Origin of the sequence: Curtobacterium sp. MCLR17_036, from assembly GCF_003234445.2 — a bacterium.
Classification (GTDB): domain Bacteria; phylum Actinomycetota; class Actinomycetes; order Actinomycetales; family Microbacteriaceae; genus Curtobacterium.
Genome location: NZ_CP126269.1, coordinates 3,024,983 through 3,040,525, shown reverse-complemented (window position 1 = coordinate 3,040,525; position 15,543 = coordinate 3,024,983). Strand labels below are relative to the sequence as shown.

Genomic DNA, 15,543 nt, shown 5'->3' with positions numbered 1-15,543 from the left:
GCGGACGGGCCGGCGGGCGACTCAGGTCGGCAGGACGACCGGTTCGGTGTCGGGCAGGGGGCTCGCGTCGCGGCCGCGCAGGTCGGGCAGCCAGCTGCGCATCGCCAGGGGGAGCAGCACGCCGACCCCGGCCATCACGGCGCCCACGGTGAAGCCGCCGATCGGGCCGTTGCTGTCGATGAGGAAGCCGGCGACGGCCGATCCGCCGGCGGCGCCGATGAGCTGGCCGGTGCCCATCCAGCCGTAGGCCTCGGCGGTGTCGGAGAACTTGACGGTCGCCGAGACCGACCCGAACATGACCGCGAGGGCCGGGGCGATGCCCACGCCGGCGATGACCAGTGCGAGGCAGAGCCACCAGAAGCCCGTGCCGCCCAGGGCCAGGGTGAGGCCGACGAAGACGACGGCCATGCGCGTCCACAGGGTGTTGCGCGAGATCGGGCGGTGGCCGAACGCCAGGCCGCCGAGCAGGGAGCCGACCGCGAAGACGGCGAGGACGATGCCCGCGTTCGGGCTGCCCTCGCCGAAGACGCTGGTGACGCTGGCCTCGACCGCGGAGCACGCGCCGATGAGCAGCAGACCGGTCAGGGTCGCCACCACGACCGAGGGGCGGCGGAGCACGACGCCGAACGCGCGCTTCGAGCGGGGGATGCGCACGCGGCCGAGCTCGGGGGAGGCGATGAACCACACGCCGCCGATCACCAGGAAGACCATGGCGACGACGATCGCCTGCACGGTGCCGACCTGTGTCGCGACGAAGGTGGTGATGACCGGGCCGGCGACCCAGATGAGCTCCTGGGCGCTGGCGTCGAGCGAGAACAGCGGGGTGAGCTGCGACGAGGTCACCATCTTCGGGTAGATGGTGCGCACCGCGGGCTGCACGGGCGGGACGGCGAGGCCGCCGAGGAACCCGACCACGACGTAGGCCCAGAGCGGCATGGTGGAGAAGGCGATCACGGCCATGCTCGCGAGCGCGACGATGCTCGTCAGGACGAGGACGGGGCGCATGCCCCAGCTGCCCATCCATCGGCTCGTCAGTGGACCCGCGATCGCCTGCCCGATGCTCGTCGTGGCGAGCACGAGGCCGGCGGCGCCGTAGGAGCCGAAGACGTGCTCGACGTGCAGCAGGTAGGCCAGCGACAGCATCCCGAAGGGGAAGCGCGCGGTGAGCTGTGCAGCGATGACACGACCCACGCCGGGGGTCTTGAGGAGGGGGCCGTACGTACTCACGACACGAGTGTACGGACCGGACGGAACGGGCTGTCCCCCGTCCTGGGGAGGGGGCCACCGCGACACGCCGACACGCTGATTCCACACATGTGGATCGAGGCTGTCCACGGGTGTGGGGAAGTGTCGGTGGTCGGGCGGAGACTGGCGGAACGACGGGCCTCGCAGGAATCCACAGCGTGTGGAGAGCGTTGTGGAGAACTACACGGCTGTAACACTTCCTCTTGTGGTCGTTCACCCGGCCAGCCACTAGATGTAGTGTGGAGCCATCGCAGCGGCCCCTTCCCGGACACGTCTGCGAACAGGCATCAGCACCACCTCACAGCACGCAGCGCCCACCGGCGCGAAGCGCCTTCGAAGACCAGTAGAAACCAGGGGAGACCATGGCAGTCACCGTGTACACCAAGCCGTCCTGCGTCCAGTGCACCGCGACGTACCGCGCGCTCGACAACAAGGGCATCCAGTACGAGGTGCACGACGTCTCCACCGACGAGGCCGCCCTCGAGCACGTCAAGAGCCTCGGCTACATGCAGGCCCCCGTCGTCGTCACGGACGACGACCACTGGTCGGGCTTCCGCCCCGACAAGATCGCGACGCTCAGCGCCGAACTGGGCTGATCGCCCCGGTGCTCCCGGCCCGTCCGCGGCCGGGAGCACCGACCCCCTGATCTGCTGTCCGCATCCCCCACCTGGGAGTGCACATGAGTCGCCTCGTCTACTTCTCGAGCGTGTCCGGCTACACCGCGCGCTTCGTCGAGAAGCTCGGCCGTGATGCGGACCGGATCCCTCTCTACCCGAGCGAACCGTTCCTGCACGTCGACGAGCCCTACGTCCTGGTCCTGCCCACCTACGGTGGCGGCAACGGCGAGGGCGCGGTCCCGAAGCAGGTCATCAAGTTCCTCAACGACGCCCACAACCGCTCGCTCATCCGCGGCGTGGTCGTCGGCGGCAACACGAACTTCGGCGAGGCGTACGGCCTGGCAGGGGACGTCGTCGCACGGAAGTGCAACGTCCCTCTTCTCTATCGATTCGAACTCTTCGGGACCCCTGACGACGTGTCGGCGGTCAACTCAGGATTGGATGCATTTTGGACGCAGCAGTTGCAGACGTCGATCTGACGTCGCCGCAGACGGGGATGGACTACCACTCCCTCAACGCGATGCTCAACCTCTACGACGCGGACGGGAACATCCAGTTCGACAAGGATCGTGAGGCCGCCAAGCAGTTCTTCCTGCAGCACGTCAACCAGAACACCGTCTTCTTCCACAACCTGAAGGAGCGGCTCGACTACCTGGTCGAGAACGAGTACTACGAAAAAGCCACGATTGACATGTACTCGCTGGACTTCATCCAGCAGCTCAACGACCTGGCGTACTCGAAGAAGTTCCGGTTCCAGACGTTCCTCGGCGCGTTCAAGTACTACACGAGCTACACGCTCAAGACGTTCGACGGCAAGCGGTACCTGGAGCGCTTCGAGGACCGCGTCGTCATGACCGCCCTCGGCCTGGCCCAGGGCAACGAGCAGCTCGCCATTGACCTGGTCGAAGAGATCGTCGCCGGCCGCTTCCAGCCCGCGACCCCCACGTTCCTCAACACGGCGAAGGCCCAGCGCGGCGAGCTCGTCTCCTGCTTCCTCCTCCGCATCGAGGACAACATGGAGTCGATCTCGCGCGGGATCAACTCGTCGCTGCAGCTCTCGAAGCGCGGCGGCGGCGTGGCCCTGCTGCTCTCCAACATCCGCGAGGCCGGCGCCCCGATCAAGCAGATCGAGAACCAGTCGTCGGGCATCATCCCCGTGATGAAGCTGCTGGAAGACTCCTTCTCGTACGCGAACCAGCTCGGTGCGCGTCAGGGTGCCGGCGCGGTGTACCTCAGCGCCCACCACCCGGACATCATGAAGTTCCTCGACACCAAGCGCGAGAACGCCGACGAGAAGATCCGCATCAAGACGCTGTCGCTCGGCGTCGTCGTGCCGGACATCACGTTCGAGCTCGCGAAGAACAACGAGGACATGTACCTGTTCTCGCCGTACGACGTCGAGAAGGTCTACGGCGTCCCCTTCGGCGACGTCCCGATCTCCGAGAACTACCGCGCGATGGTCGACGACTCGCGCATCAAGAAGACGAAGATCAAGGCGCGTGACTTCTTCACGACCATCGCCGAGATCCAGTTCGAGTCGGGCTACCCGTACATCGTGTTCGAGGACACGGTGAACAAGGCCAACCCGATCAAGGGTCGGATCAACATGTCCAACCTGTGCTCGGAGATCCTGCAGGTCAACACCCCGACGACCTTCAACGAGGACCTGTCCTACAAGGAGATCGGCAAGGACATCTCCTGCAACCTCGGCTCGCTGAACATCGCGCTGACGATGGACTCGCCGGACTTCGGCAAGACCATCGAGACGGCCATCCGCGGCCTGACCTCGGTCTCGCAGATGTCGCACATCACCTCGGTGCGTTCCGTCGAGGACGGCAACGACAAGTCGCACGCCATCGGCCTCGGCCAGATGAACCTGCACGGCTACCTGGCTCGTGAGCGCGTGTACTACGGCTCCGAAGAGGGCATCGACTTCACGAACATCTACTTCTACACGGTGCTGTTCCACGCCCTGCGCGCGTCGAACAAGATCGCGATCGAGACCGGCGAGACCTTCGACGGCTTCCGCGACTCGAAGTACGCGTCGGGTGAGTTCTTCGACAAGTACACCGACCAGGCCTGGACGCCGGCGACCCCCCGCGTGGCATCGCTGTTCGACAACGCGAACATCACGATCCCGACGCAGGACGACTGGAAGGCGCTGAAGGCGTCCATCCAGGAGCACGGCATCTACAACCAGAACCTGCAGGCCGTCCCGCCGACCGGTTCGATCTCGTACATCAACCACTCGACGTCGTCGATCCACCCGATCGCGTCGAAGATAGAGATTCGCAAGGAAGGCAAGCTCGGCCGCGTCTACTACCCGGCGCCGTTCATGACGAACGACAACCTGGACTACTACCAGGACGCGTACGAGATCGGCCCGGAGAAGATCATCGACACGTACGCCGCGGCGACGCAGCACGTGGACCAGGGCCTGTCCCTGACGCTGTTCTTCAAGGACACCGCCACCACGCGCGACATCAACAAGGCGCAGATCTACGCATGGCGCAAGGGCATCAAGACGATCTACTACATCCGTCTGCGCCAGCTCGCCCTCGAGGGCACCGAGGTCGAGGGCTGCGTCAGCTGCATGCTGTAGAGCTGCTGCTCTCTTCCTGGAGGCGCGGGGCGGGCCCCGCCCCGCGCCTCCAGTCCGTCATCAGATCACCATCCCGAATCCGGAAGACAATCCCATGACCCTCACCGACCCGGTCCACGCCACGGGCAAGTCCATCCCGCTGATCAGTGCGGTCAGTGCCATCAACTGGAACCGCATCCAGGACGACAAGGACGTCGAGGTCTGGAACCGGCTGGTCAACAACTTCTGGCTGCCCGAGAAGGTGCCGCTGTCGAACGACGTGCAGTCGTGGAACACGCTGACGCCGGCGGAGCAGCAGCTGACCATGCGGGTCTTCACCGGCCTGACGCTGCTCGACACCATCCAGGGCACCGTCGGCGCGATCAGCCTGATCCCCGACGCGATCACCCCGCACGAAGAGGCCGTCTACACGAACATCGCGTTCATGGAGTCGGTGCACGCGAAGAGCTACTCGTCGATCTTCTCGACGCTGGCCTCGACGCCCGAGATCGACGACGCCTTCCGCTGGTCCACCGAGAACGTGAACCTGCAGAAGAAGGCCCAGATCGTCCTCGACTACTACACCGGTGACGACCCCCTGAAGCGCAAGGTCGCCTCGACGCTGCTCGAGTCGTTCCTGTTCTACTCCGGCTTCTACCTGCCGATGTATTGGTCCTCGCGCGCGAAGCTCACCAACACCGCCGACCTGATCCGTCTGATCATCCGCGACGAAGCCGTCCACGGGTACTACATCGGGTACAAGTTCCAGAAGGGCCTGGAGGGCGCCTCGGAAGAGCGCAAGCAGGAGATCAAGGACTACACGTTCAACCTGCTGTTCGAGCTCTACGAGAACGAGGTGCAGTACACGCAGGACCTCTACGACGGCGTCGGGCTGACCGAGGACGTCAAGAAGTTCCTGCACTACAACGCCAACAAGGCGCTGATGAACCTGGGCTACGAGCCGATGTTCCCCAAGGAGACGACGGACGTGAACCCGGCGATCCTGTCGGCGCTGTCACCGAACGCGGACGAGAACCACGACTTCTTCTCGGGGTCAGGCTCGTCGTACGTCATCGGCAAGGCGGAGAAGACCGAGGACGAGGACTGGGACTTCTGAGTCTGCTTGATAAGGAAAGAGTGCCCCACTGGTTTCGCCAGCGGGGCACTCCTTTATCGTTGACGAATCATCGAGCCCGAGAACCTAAAAATTCAACTGGTGGTCAATCCGGACTTCCATTTTCCGTAATCGAGCAGGAAAGCGCGAAGCTCGGGATCCGCCAAGTCATTCCGAACGATGGACCCAGTCTGCACGGGAAGACTCATGACGTACTCATCTCCTGACCGCTCGAGCAACTGTCGATCGTTCAAGTAAGCGATGAATTCAGGGGAGACGCGCCGCTTCCCGACGAGCGCGTCGACGGCGCCCACGGGATAACGCAAACCCCCGCCGAACATGCTCGGTTTGGTGAACCACATGACTGCTCGGCGCACTTCCATCGCCAGGTCGTTCTCCACCGATTGCGAACTGGCAGCTCCCGGGGTGCTCGATGCAAACCGGAACCATGGGTGCGGGATGGAATTGCGGTTACCCTTGACCTGCAAAGAATCCGAGGGGATACAGTCCAGACGCTTAGTTGAGCCGCCGATGTTATTGACCAAAAGGGTCACGCCACCCGCCGTTCCGTTTGCGCGCACCCGGATGTCGGACACTAAGGAATCGAAAGAGTCGCAAGCAATAAAAACTGTGGGACCAATCAGGAAATCAGCGAAGCCGTCCCCAGCCCGGAGGTGAGACCCCTGAAGATCGATGATCGCGCGCGCCGTGCGCCGATACAGAGACGGACTCCTTTCGTCCGACCGCACCCATAGTGCCTTGCTGTCCTTCGCGCGTCCTTCAATCCGATAAATCGATATCCCCAATGAGCGTCCTTCGTCATCCAAGTCAGCAGACGAGATCAAGAACGGGGAACCGCCATCTTCGTTCTCAGCGGCGTGCGAGTCGTGGATGATTCCGAAGGCGGCGGGAGGGAGGCCGCGGCTGTAGTCAAATAGCCCCGCAAACAGGAGACCTGCAAGGATGGGAGTCGGGTTGAGCTCCGGACTCCGCCAGTAACCCTCAAGCAAAGCATGCGGCAGAAGAGCCTCGTTCTCGAGTACGCGTGCTAACGCGTAGTCACGGAAGGCAGCGTTCGCAAAGTTGTTGAACGGGTTTGGCCCCCTTGTGCCGACCTCGCTCTTGAGGAAAGGGTGTTCCTTGAGCTGTAGTTCGAGCTGATCCTCTAGCTCCGCGTACCAGTCGCTTTCTCCGTCCTCGGAGAAAGCGACTGCTTGCCGAACCGGGTTCGTGTCGAGGAGATACGTCAGCTGAGCCTCCGGAGTGAAGGCATCGAACCCAAACTGCCATTTGCGCCCGCTCGTTTCTCCGCTGAAATTTCGAGCAAACTTACCCTGCTCTCGCGTCAGCACCTCCTGCACGATTCGATGGAGGAGCTCCCAAACGTGCTGTCGGTCCCCCGCTCGTTTCACGGCCTCAAGGAACTTAATTGGGTTTATCTCGTCAGCATAGTAGGCGGCAAGCGCGTCTAGTACTGGCGCATAGCCGAGGAAGGCACGGGCGCCCTCGAAGGAGGTTGCGCCAAGCGCTTCGCCGACCGCGTGGAAGAAACCCCTCATGAACGGCGTGAATTCCTTGATGGCTGGGTTCCCGAGCTGCTCCGCTTTATATTTGACGAACGCGTACGATTGTTCTTCCGTGAAGTAGGAGACCGAATACATGTTCGTGGCGACGCCATGAGCGGAAAGGACGGCCGCGGTGTCGTCAATCGTGTCACTGCGACCGAGGATTATCACGCTCAGAGATGAGGACTCCGAGGTGATATCAGCCAGGTTGGTTATGGCAGCGACATAATTCTCGCGCCCGGCACGAACTAACGCTTCATCAGCGGCGTCAAGGACTAATAGGCGCTCGCCCGAGCGAAGTTCCTGGAGGAACGCTGGGTAACCCTCGGGCTGATAAGCCGCTACAGCGGTTCCAACAAAAAAGTTTGATCCGAGGCTGAAGGACGCCAGATCCCAATATAGAGCATTGTTGTCTGAGCTTAATTGGCGTGCAAGAAAGCTCTTACCTACTGCCGCGGGGGCAGAAATGAGTGCGATTCGAGCATCTTCATACTCGCGAACAATCTCAATATTAGGTTCTACAAATTGACTCTGACTTGGGCGTGGGCCTAGGAGTTCGCCTAAGTAGGCCGGTCGCGCCTCTGAGCGAGGCAAGCGGGTTCGGAACTCGGAATACGTCAGCTCAGTCAAAATTTCCTCCTATGGAAATATGTAAGAATGATCCCGCCTCCGATGGCAGCTAGGGCCAATCCGCCGATAAGGGTGATCAATAGCGCATTATTGCCTGGCACGGAGATGCCGAATATCGTAGGAGGGAGGACATTGGTTCCGAGAAACCCGAACCATAATCCTGGCAAAAGAAGTAAGGTGGCCCAGAGTGCTAGGAATCTGTCTCGCGAAGCTGACCTTCCCGCGGCCGCGGCTTCTCGCTTACGTGTTTCTGCTTCAGTCGCGTTCAGTATCGAAATTTGATGCATAAGGACAGTTGAGGCTAGTCCGTCGAGGATGTGTATCCATTCCGCCAGGGTGGACGTGCTTCTGCGATCACCAACCTCCACGCGGGTCGCGTGGAGGAACAGTTGTCCGTACCTCGCCCTCAACCGTTGCAGTTCGTTGACGTGGCGCGTCCGCTCAATTTGATCGACCGCGCCGGGGTCCTTCAAGATAGCTTCGCTTATATGCGAAACCTCAGCCGCAAACAATAGGGCATTCTGACGCTCGACCTCGTTCCACAACGCATCGACAATCCCCGGAGCATCGGGCCCTGCTTGCAATACCAATCCCTTGAGATCTTCCATGCTGATTCCGCGTATGGACCCGGCAGGGCTGTCCTGAGTTCCTGCGGGAGAAACCTCGAGAACACGCAAATTGTCGCTGCGCCACTCGCGGATAGTAAGTAGTGCGCTCGGGTCCGCGGACCGCAACGCAGGCACAAGCGCGGACCGGTGCTCCGTCAACGGGGGCTCTTTGTCAGCAGTTGGCGAAGCGTTTCGCGCCGGGCCTTCGGTGATGATCAGACGCCACTTCACGCTCATGCGGTCGCTCAATGCGATGGCAGTTTCCGCGTCGAAGGGCCCGTGGAGCTCTGCGGTCTCTGTCCACCAGTAAATCGCGTCCGTCACGTCCGCGACTTTAGCGGGAGTGGTGGCTGAGCGCTACGGCAGGAGGATGCTCGCCGCGAGAGGGATCCGCGGAACCATCCGGAGGTCGGCCTTGGATTGGGTCGTCGGGTCTTCGCTACACGGATGGTGGCTGAACTGTGGCGCGCAGGCGTCGCTTGCGCCGGCTCGGCTCGGAAGGGCGGCACCACTACCACTCCAAAGTGCCAAGTTGGCAAGCGTGTTGCTCATCCTTCGCTATGCTCTGGGTGCGGTGGGAGACCGGCGGACCATATGTGCGTGCGCGGCTTCGTCGGCTGCTCAACGCGGCCCTAGAGATCCGATTTCCCATTCATCTTGACTTCCCCTGCACCTCGGTCGCTGGCTCCCGTTCCGGCGTCGGCTGACGGTCAGCGTCTTCATCAACGGGAGGTCAAAGTTTCCGGTTCAACGCCGGGATGACCCTGCACGGTGCCGTAGGTGCCTCAGGGAAGTGATTTAGCCCTGCGCGTTCGTCAGTGCACTGATTGGGACCAAGGTTCTGACCTCGATGAACGTGATCGATTGTCCGGAGCTGACCACCGTCGGCGAAGCACCGGCCGGCGCGCCTCCAGAAGTTACGAAGTGGCTGACGATCGGTCTGGAGCTATTCCGGGTGCGGCGCTGTCGTGTGAGACGAGCACGGGCATGATGAGCTGGTTCGTGGCAAAGATCGCCGGGTTGGTGGAGTCCGGGTTCGACGGCACGTCCCTCGACGACCTGCTCGCGGCGACGGGACTCGGTCGGCAGAGCCTCTACGACACGTTCGGCGGCAAGAAGGAACTCTTCATGCGCGCGTTCCTCAGTGACACCGCCGAGGCCGTCGAGGTCGTGCAGGCGGTCCTGCGGAGTGCGGAGTCCCCGATCGCACGGATCCGGACGCGGTTGGCGTCCGTGGCCGTGGAGCACGGTGCAGCGCAGGGGGCACCCTCGTTGCTGCTCCGCGCAGCGCTGGAGCTGTCGGCCCGTGACCCAGAGGTCGCGGCGACCGTCACGGAGACTTTCGACACCATCCGCGCGGGCTACACGGCCTGCATCGCCGACGCGCAGGCGGCCGGCGAGGTCGAGGCCGATGCCGACGGGGAGGCGCTCGGCACCTACTTCTGCGCGGTGATCGAGGGGATGGGGGCGATCGGGCGCGTCGGGACCTCGCGAGCGGCGCTCCTGCAAGTGGGGATCGCGAGCCTCGCGGCCCTGCCGATCACGCCACTCGGCAGGGAGCACCTCGGGACCGTGGATGGTCCCTGGGACTGAACGTCGGCGCACGTCAGGGTGACGCCGCGGCGACGTGACCGGCGGGGCGGGGTGCCGCCGCGCCTCCTGTCCGGGTCTGGAGGCGCGCATCCAGCGGGCGCGAGGGCGCGGGTTCCAGAAGCGCTCACCCAGGTGGCGTCGTCCCCGCACCCTCGGTGTGGTCTGCGCCCGCCGGGCCGGTGCCGACCTGGTCGGGGTCCTCGTTCGTGTCGCCCACCTCCCGGCCGCTCCGCCGGTTGCAGCCAACCCGTTCCGCCGTGCGTGTCAGCGCGTCGGGTCGGGACGGTAGTGCCGCAGCCACTGCTCCGTCTGCGCGACGTGGCTCGCCGCCGCCGTGGCTGCCGCGACCGGATCGCGCTGCCGGATGGCCCGCGCGATGGCCCGGTGCGCCTGGTCGCTGGTGTGCTTGATGGTCTGCCCGTCCGGCATGTCGAACATCTGGTACGCGCGACTGCGGCTCCGGAACACGCCGAGCAGCGCGACCATGGTCGGGTTGCCTCCGGCCCGGGCGATCGCCTCGTGGAAGTCGGAGTCGAGCTGCGCGGACTCCTCGACGTCCGTGGTGGCCTCGAGCGCGTCGAGCACGCCGTCGAGCTCGTCGAGCAGGTCTGCGCTGGCGCGTGCGGCGGCCTGCGCCGCGGCGTGGCTCTCGAGCACCCGGCGCAACTCGTACACGTCGAGGAGGCCGGACAGTGGCAGCAGGCCGACGGTGAGGGCGAGGCTGCCGATGATGTCCTCGGGGCGGAGCGCCGACACGTAGACGCCGGATCCGTGGCGGGACTCGACGGCACCGAGGGCGGAGAGCATGCGGACAGCCTCGCGCAACGACCCACGCGAGACCCCGAGCTCCTGACAGAGGTCCGCCTCGGGCGGGAACCGCTGCCCGGCGCCGAGGCGCCCCGAGCTGATCATGTGACGCAGGCCGTGGAAGGCATCGTCGACCGCGGACATCGTGCCCCTCTCGTCGGGGCGAGCCTACCGGCACGAAGACGGGCCATCAACGCGCTTCGGCAGGCGACTCATCTGATGTCCTTGCAGGTGATCGGGCTTTTGACACGTTCGTAACGCAGTCGAAACCGGAGTCATCTGATGACTTCCTAGTGTTGCCGGCATGGCATTCGCGACGACCACCGACGCCGCTCGAACCGATCCCGCGGTCGGCCCCGGGCCGCTGACGCTCCACGACGGGCGGCCGGCGGCTGCTGCGTTCACGCTCGACCCGCACCTCGGCCATCTCAACCACGGCTCGTTCGGCGCTGTGCCCCGCGCCACGCAGGCCGAGCAGCAGCGCCTCCGTGACGTGATGGAAGCAGCCCCGGTCGCCTGGTTCCCGCCGTTGCCCGGGCTCGTCGCGCAGGCTCGCGGCCGCGTCGCCGAGTTCCTCGGCACCGACGTCCGGGACACGGCGTTCGTCGCGAACGCGAGTGCCGGCGCGAGCGTCGTCTACTCGAGCCTGCCGGTGGGCCGCCGGGTCGAGATCCTCGTCACCGACCACGGCTACGGAGCGGTCACGATGGGTGCCGAGCGACTCGCCCGGCGCTGGAACGGCCGTGTCCGCACCGTCTCGGTCCCGCTCGACGCCGACCACGACACGGCAGCCGGGATCATCACGGACAGCATCACCGACGCGACGTCCCTCGTCGTCATCGACCAGGTGACGTCCCCCACGGCGCGGCGCCTGCCGGTCGGGGCGGTGGCACGGCACGCCGCGCAGCTCGGAGTGCCCGTCCTCGTCGACGGTGCGCACGCGCCCGGACTGCTCGCCGATCCGCTCGCCGACCTCGAGTGCGACTTCTGGGTCGGCAACCTGCACAAGTTCACCTGTGCGCCCCGCGGGACCGGTGTCCTGGTCGCCCGCGGCCCGCTCGTCCAGGAGCTCAACCCGTCGATCGACTCCTGGGGTGCGACCGACCCCTTCCCGGAGCGCTTCGACACCCAGGGCACCCTCGACCTCACCGGTTGGCTCGCGGCATCGACGTCGCTCGACCTGATCGGCGACACGTGGGGGTGGGACACGGCTCGCCGGTACATGTCCGATCTGGCCGACCACGCCGTCGACGTCGTGGCGGGAGCCTTCTCGGCGATCACCGGCGACGACCACCGCGTCGACGTCGGCATGCCCGTCGGTGCGCTCCGCCTCGTGCGGCTGCCCGGAGTGCTCGCCGCCGGACACGGCGAGGGCAACGCGCTCCGCGACCGCGTCCTGGACGAGCTCGGCGTCGAGTGCGCGTTCACGGCCTTCGCGGGCGTGGGCTACCTGCGGCTGTCGACCCACGTCTACAACACCGCTGCCGACTACGAGTCGTTCGCCGAACGCTGCGTGCCCGTCCTCGCGGACTGGGCCCGCACCGCCTGAGGACCTCCGACCGCACCACCTGTCCGACCCTGACGACACGTGCTCCACCTGACACGAAGGACAACCGTGAAAAGCACCAAGATGATCGCGGCGCTCAGCCTGGGCCTCGCCACCGCGCTGCTGGCAGGAGGCTGCTCCGCCCCGAGCAGCAGCGACGGCACCGTCACCCTGCAGATGGTCGAGAGCCTGACGAACCCGACGCGCACGACGCTCCTCAAGGAGCTCCTCGCCGACTTCGAGGACGAGAACCCCGACATCCGGGTCGAGCTCATCTCGCCGCCGACCGACCAGGCCGACCAGAAGATCCAGCAGATGCTGCAGTCCGGCAACGGTGTCGACGTGCTCGAGGTCCGTGACACGACGGTCGGGCCCTTCAGCGCGAACGGCTGGATCAGCGACATGTCGACCGAACTCGACGACTGGTCCGGCTGGGACGACCTGACCGAGAACGCCGTCGACTACGCCAAGAACGACGACGGCACCGTCTACTACATCCCCTACGGCTTCTACGGATTGAGCCTGTTCTACCGCACGGACCTCACGAAGGACGCCGGGTTCGATGCCCCGCCCGCCTCGTGGGACGACCTGCTCGAGCAGGCCACGGCGGTGCAGGAGTCGGGCGACGGCGACTACGGCTACGCCTTCCGCGGTGGCATGAACGGCAACTCCAACCTCGTCACCGCCATCGAGGCCTACGTGGCCGACGACCTCGACACCGAGAACGCGTTCCGACTGGAGAACGGCGACACGATCTTCTCGGCACCGGAAGCCCAGGACGCCGCCGACATGTACTTCGACCTCTTCGAGAAGGCCTCGCCGCCGTCGAGCGTCGCGTGGGGCTACCCGGAGATGGTCGAGGGCTTCTCGAACGGCTCGACCGCGTTCCTGCTGCAGGACCCCGAGGTCATCAGCGCGATCGGGACCTCGACGGCCATCGAGGCCGACCAGTGGACCACGGCACCCCTGCTGACCGGGCCGACCGGGAAGGCCGCCCAGGCCGTCGCCACGTCGGGCTGGGGCACCGCTGAGTCGAGTGACCACAAGGCCGAGGCGGCGAAGCTGATCGAGTTCCTGTCGTCGGGCGACGCCTCCACGCGCTTCACCAAGGAGAACAGCCTCGTCCCGATCCTCACCAGCGCCACCGAGGACCCGTTCTACAGCGAGGGCGCCTGGGCGAGCTACGTCACGATGACCGACGCACCGGAGACCTACATCCCCGTCGTGCAGCCGCGCACCGTCGCCTGGTGGACCGAGTGGACCCAGAAGGCCGACTCTGAGCTGCAGCGGGTCCTCGTCGGCGACATGACGAGCAAGGAACTGCTCGCCAGCTGGGACGAGTACTGGACCGAGAAGGACGCGAAGTGACGGTCCAGGACGCGTCCACCGCGCCGTCCGCGGTGTCGGGGACCGGCGCCGGCACCACTCCTCCGACCCCGGGTGGTCGAAGCGGTGGCAACGACCCGAGGAGGCGCGGCTCCTCACCCACAGGTCGCCGCACCTTCACGAAGCGGAAGGGGCTCAGTCTCCTCGGGTTCATGGCACCCGCACTCGTCTTCGTGGCGGTGTTCGTCTACTACCCGTTGTTCGCGGGCGGCCAGATGGCGTTCCGCAACTGGAACCTCAACAACCTCAGCGACACGTCGTGGGTGGGACTCGGCAACTTCCGCGACATCCTCACCGACCCCGTCTTCTACACGGTGCTCCGGAACTCGGTCGTCTGGGTCGTCGCCTCGCTCGTGCCGCAGTTCGTGATCGGGTTCGCCCTCGCCCTGTGGCTGCGACGCAAGTTCCGGTTCCGCGGGTTGTACCAGGCGCTCGTGTTCTTCCCGTGGGCGGTGTCCGGGTTCCTCATCGGGATCCTGTTCCGCTGGATGTTCAACAGCGAGTTCGGCGTCGTCAACGACCTGCTCGCCAAGGTCGGACTGATCGACGAGCCGATCAACTGGCTCGCCGACCCGGCGACCGCCATGGTCGCCGTGCTCATCGCGAACATCTGGTACGGCGTCACGTTCTTCGCGATCATGATCCTCGCGGCGCTGCAGTCGGTTCCCGACGAGATGCTCGAAGCCGCCGCGCTCGACGGTGCCGGCAAGGTCCGCACGCTCTTCTCGATCGTGATCCCGTACATCCGCGTCACGCTCGCCCTCTCGGTGCTCCTGCGTGTCATCTGGATCTTCAACTTCCCCGACATCATCTACGGCATGACGGGCGGCGGCCCCGCCGACCGCACCCACATCATCACCACGTGGATGATCCAGACCACCCAGCGCGGCGACTACGGCCGGGCCTCGGCGCTCGGGCTCATCGTCATCGCCGTGCTGCTCGTGTTCTCCGTGTTCTACCTGCTCGCGATGCGGGAGAAGGGACCCAAGACCCGATGATCGACCACGAGACCCGCTCAGCCCGGTTCGTCCGTTTCGGATTCCTCGGGCTGTGGCTCCTCATCACGCTCTTCCCGCTGTACTGGATCACCATCACGTCCCTGAAGGCGCCCGGCTCGATCTTCAGCCGGCCCCTCACGTACTGGCCGACGGAGTTCTCGCTGCAGAACTACATCGGGTTGTTCGCCAAGTCGCAGTTCGGCGTCTACGTGGTCAACAGCCTGGTCGTCAGCCTGGCGGCTGCGGTCACCGCGACGGTGATCTCGTTGCTGTCCGGCTACGTGCTCTCCCGCTTCGAGTTCCGGACGAAGGGCGCGCTGCTGACGGCGTTCTTCGTGACCCAGATGATCCCGTCGTTCATCGCGCTGGGGCCGTTGTACCTGCTCATGACGCGCCTCGAGCTGGTCGACAACCGGGTCGGGCTCGTCCTCATCTACATCGCCGTGTGCATCCCGTTCAGCACGGTCATGCTCCGCGGGTTCTTCGCGAACGTCCCCGCCGCACTCGAGGAAGCGGCCATGATCGATGGCTGCTCGCGGTTCGGCGCGCTTTTCCGCGTGATCGTGCCCGTGATGAAGCCGGGGATCGTCGCGGCGTTCATCTTCAACTTCGTCAACTGCTGGAACGAGCTGTTCCTGTCGACGACCCTGATGAACAGCGACGCGAACAAGACCCTGCCGACCGCGATCAACGGCTTCATCAGCAGCTTCAACATCGACTGGGGACCCATGTCGGCGGCCGCGGTCCTGACCGTCATCCCGACCATGGTGCTGTTCGCGTTCGCGAGTCGGTGGATCGTGCAGGGGCTCACGGCGGGCGCGGTCAAGGGCTGACGCGGCGGGGCTCCTCGGCC

General features: G+C 65.0%; 13 protein-coding genes. 9 read left to right on the top strand and 4 right to left on the bottom strand.

Features of this window, described 5'->3' with window-relative positions:
- Positions 1–21 precede the first annotated feature (21 nt).
- On the bottom strand, positions 22–1,227 hold the full coding sequence (locus tag DEI99_RS14260; protein WP_111041427.1) for an MFS transporter: 1,206 nt from the start codon (positions 1,225–1,227) through the stop codon (positions 22–24).
- A gap of 380 nt (positions 1,228–1,607) precedes the next feature.
- On the opposite strand from DEI99_RS14260, the gene nrdH reads away from it, so the two are divergent.
- The 4 genes from nrdH (at position 1,608) to nrdF (ending at position 5,560) form a co-directional block, all read left to right on the top strand.
- On the top strand, positions 1,608–1,841 hold the full coding sequence (nrdH, locus tag DEI99_RS14255; RefSeq protein WP_071262886.1) for a glutaredoxin-like protein NrdH: 234 nt from the start codon (positions 1,608–1,610) through the stop codon (positions 1,839–1,841).
- Between the two features lie 83 nt (positions 1,842–1,924).
- Complete coding sequence (gene nrdI / locus DEI99_RS14250) at positions 1,925–2,341, top strand: class Ib ribonucleoside-diphosphate reductase assembly flavoprotein NrdI (RefSeq protein ID WP_071263051.1); 417 nt, start codon at positions 1,925–1,927, stop codon at positions 2,339–2,341.
- 17 nt (positions 2,342–2,358) lie between these two features.
- On the top strand, positions 2,359–4,464 hold the full coding sequence (nrdE, locus tag DEI99_RS14245) for a class 1b ribonucleoside-diphosphate reductase subunit alpha (RefSeq protein ID WP_111041428.1): 2,106 nt from the start codon (positions 2,359–2,361) through the stop codon (positions 4,462–4,464).
- A 94-nt stretch (positions 4,465–4,558) separates the two neighbouring features.
- Positions 4,559–5,560, top strand: a complete 1,002-nt coding sequence (gene nrdF, locus DEI99_RS14240) for a class 1b ribonucleoside-diphosphate reductase subunit beta (protein WP_071295675.1) — start codon at positions 4,559–4,561, stop codon at positions 5,558–5,560.
- 92 nt (positions 5,561–5,652) lie between these two features.
- Here nrdF and DEI99_RS14235 read toward each other — a convergent pair whose 3' ends face one another.
- Together DEI99_RS14235 and DEI99_RS14230 are read right to left on the bottom strand one after the other, a co-directional pair.
- Positions 5,653–7,752, bottom strand: a complete 2,100-nt coding sequence (locus DEI99_RS14235; protein WP_146247092.1) for an NACHT domain-containing protein — start codon at positions 7,750–7,752, stop codon at positions 5,653–5,655.
- On the bottom strand, positions 7,749–8,684 hold the full coding sequence (locus tag DEI99_RS14230) for a hypothetical protein (protein ID WP_146247093.1): 936 nt from the start codon (positions 8,682–8,684) through the stop codon (positions 7,749–7,751). Before DEI99_RS14230 ends, DEI99_RS14235 begins: the two co-directional genes overlap by 4 nt.
- Before the next feature lie 663 nt (positions 8,685–9,347).
- Here DEI99_RS14230 and DEI99_RS14225 point away from each other — a divergent pair.
- Complete coding sequence (locus DEI99_RS14225; RefSeq protein ID WP_111041430.1) at positions 9,348–9,953, top strand: TetR/AcrR family transcriptional regulator; 606 nt, start codon at positions 9,348–9,350, stop codon at positions 9,951–9,953.
- A gap of 264 nt (positions 9,954–10,217) precedes the next feature.
- On the opposite strand, the gene DEI99_RS14220 is transcribed toward DEI99_RS14225, so the two are convergent.
- Positions 10,218–10,904 carry a FadR/GntR family transcriptional regulator gene (locus DEI99_RS14220; RefSeq protein ID WP_111041431.1) on the bottom strand — a complete coding sequence of 229 codons (687 nt, stop codon included), beginning with the start codon at positions 10,902–10,904 and terminating at the stop codon, positions 10,218–10,220.
- A gap of 160 nt (positions 10,905–11,064) precedes the next feature.
- Here DEI99_RS14220 and DEI99_RS14215 point away from each other — a divergent pair, with 160 nt between their 5' ends.
- The 4 genes from DEI99_RS14215 to DEI99_RS14200 all read left to right on the top strand — a co-directional run bounded on the left by DEI99_RS14215 (position 11,065) and on the right by DEI99_RS14200 (position 15,523).
- The gene (locus DEI99_RS14215; RefSeq protein WP_111041432.1) at positions 11,065–12,309 is read left to right on the top strand and encodes an aminotransferase class V-fold PLP-dependent enzyme; all 1,245 of its coding nucleotides are present in this window, start codon (positions 11,065–11,067) and stop codon (positions 12,307–12,309) included.
- Positions 12,310–12,375: 66 nt separating this feature from the next.
- Positions 12,376–13,674 (top strand): ABC transporter substrate-binding protein, encoded by a 1,299-nt coding sequence (locus DEI99_RS14210; RefSeq protein ID WP_258369325.1) that lies wholly within the window; start codon positions 12,376–12,378, stop codon positions 13,672–13,674.
- 170 nt (positions 13,675–13,844) lie between these two features.
- Positions 13,845–14,690, top strand: coding sequence for a carbohydrate ABC transporter permease (locus DEI99_RS14205; RefSeq protein WP_111041434.1), 846 nt, complete (start codon positions 13,845–13,847; stop codon positions 14,688–14,690).
- Positions 14,687–15,523 carry a carbohydrate ABC transporter permease gene (locus tag DEI99_RS14200; protein WP_071262777.1) on the top strand — a complete coding sequence of 279 codons (837 nt, stop codon included), beginning with the start codon at positions 14,687–14,689 and terminating at the stop codon, positions 15,521–15,523. Before DEI99_RS14205 ends, DEI99_RS14200 begins: the two co-directional genes overlap by 4 nt.
- The last annotated feature ends 20 nt before the right edge of the window (positions 15,524–15,543 follow it).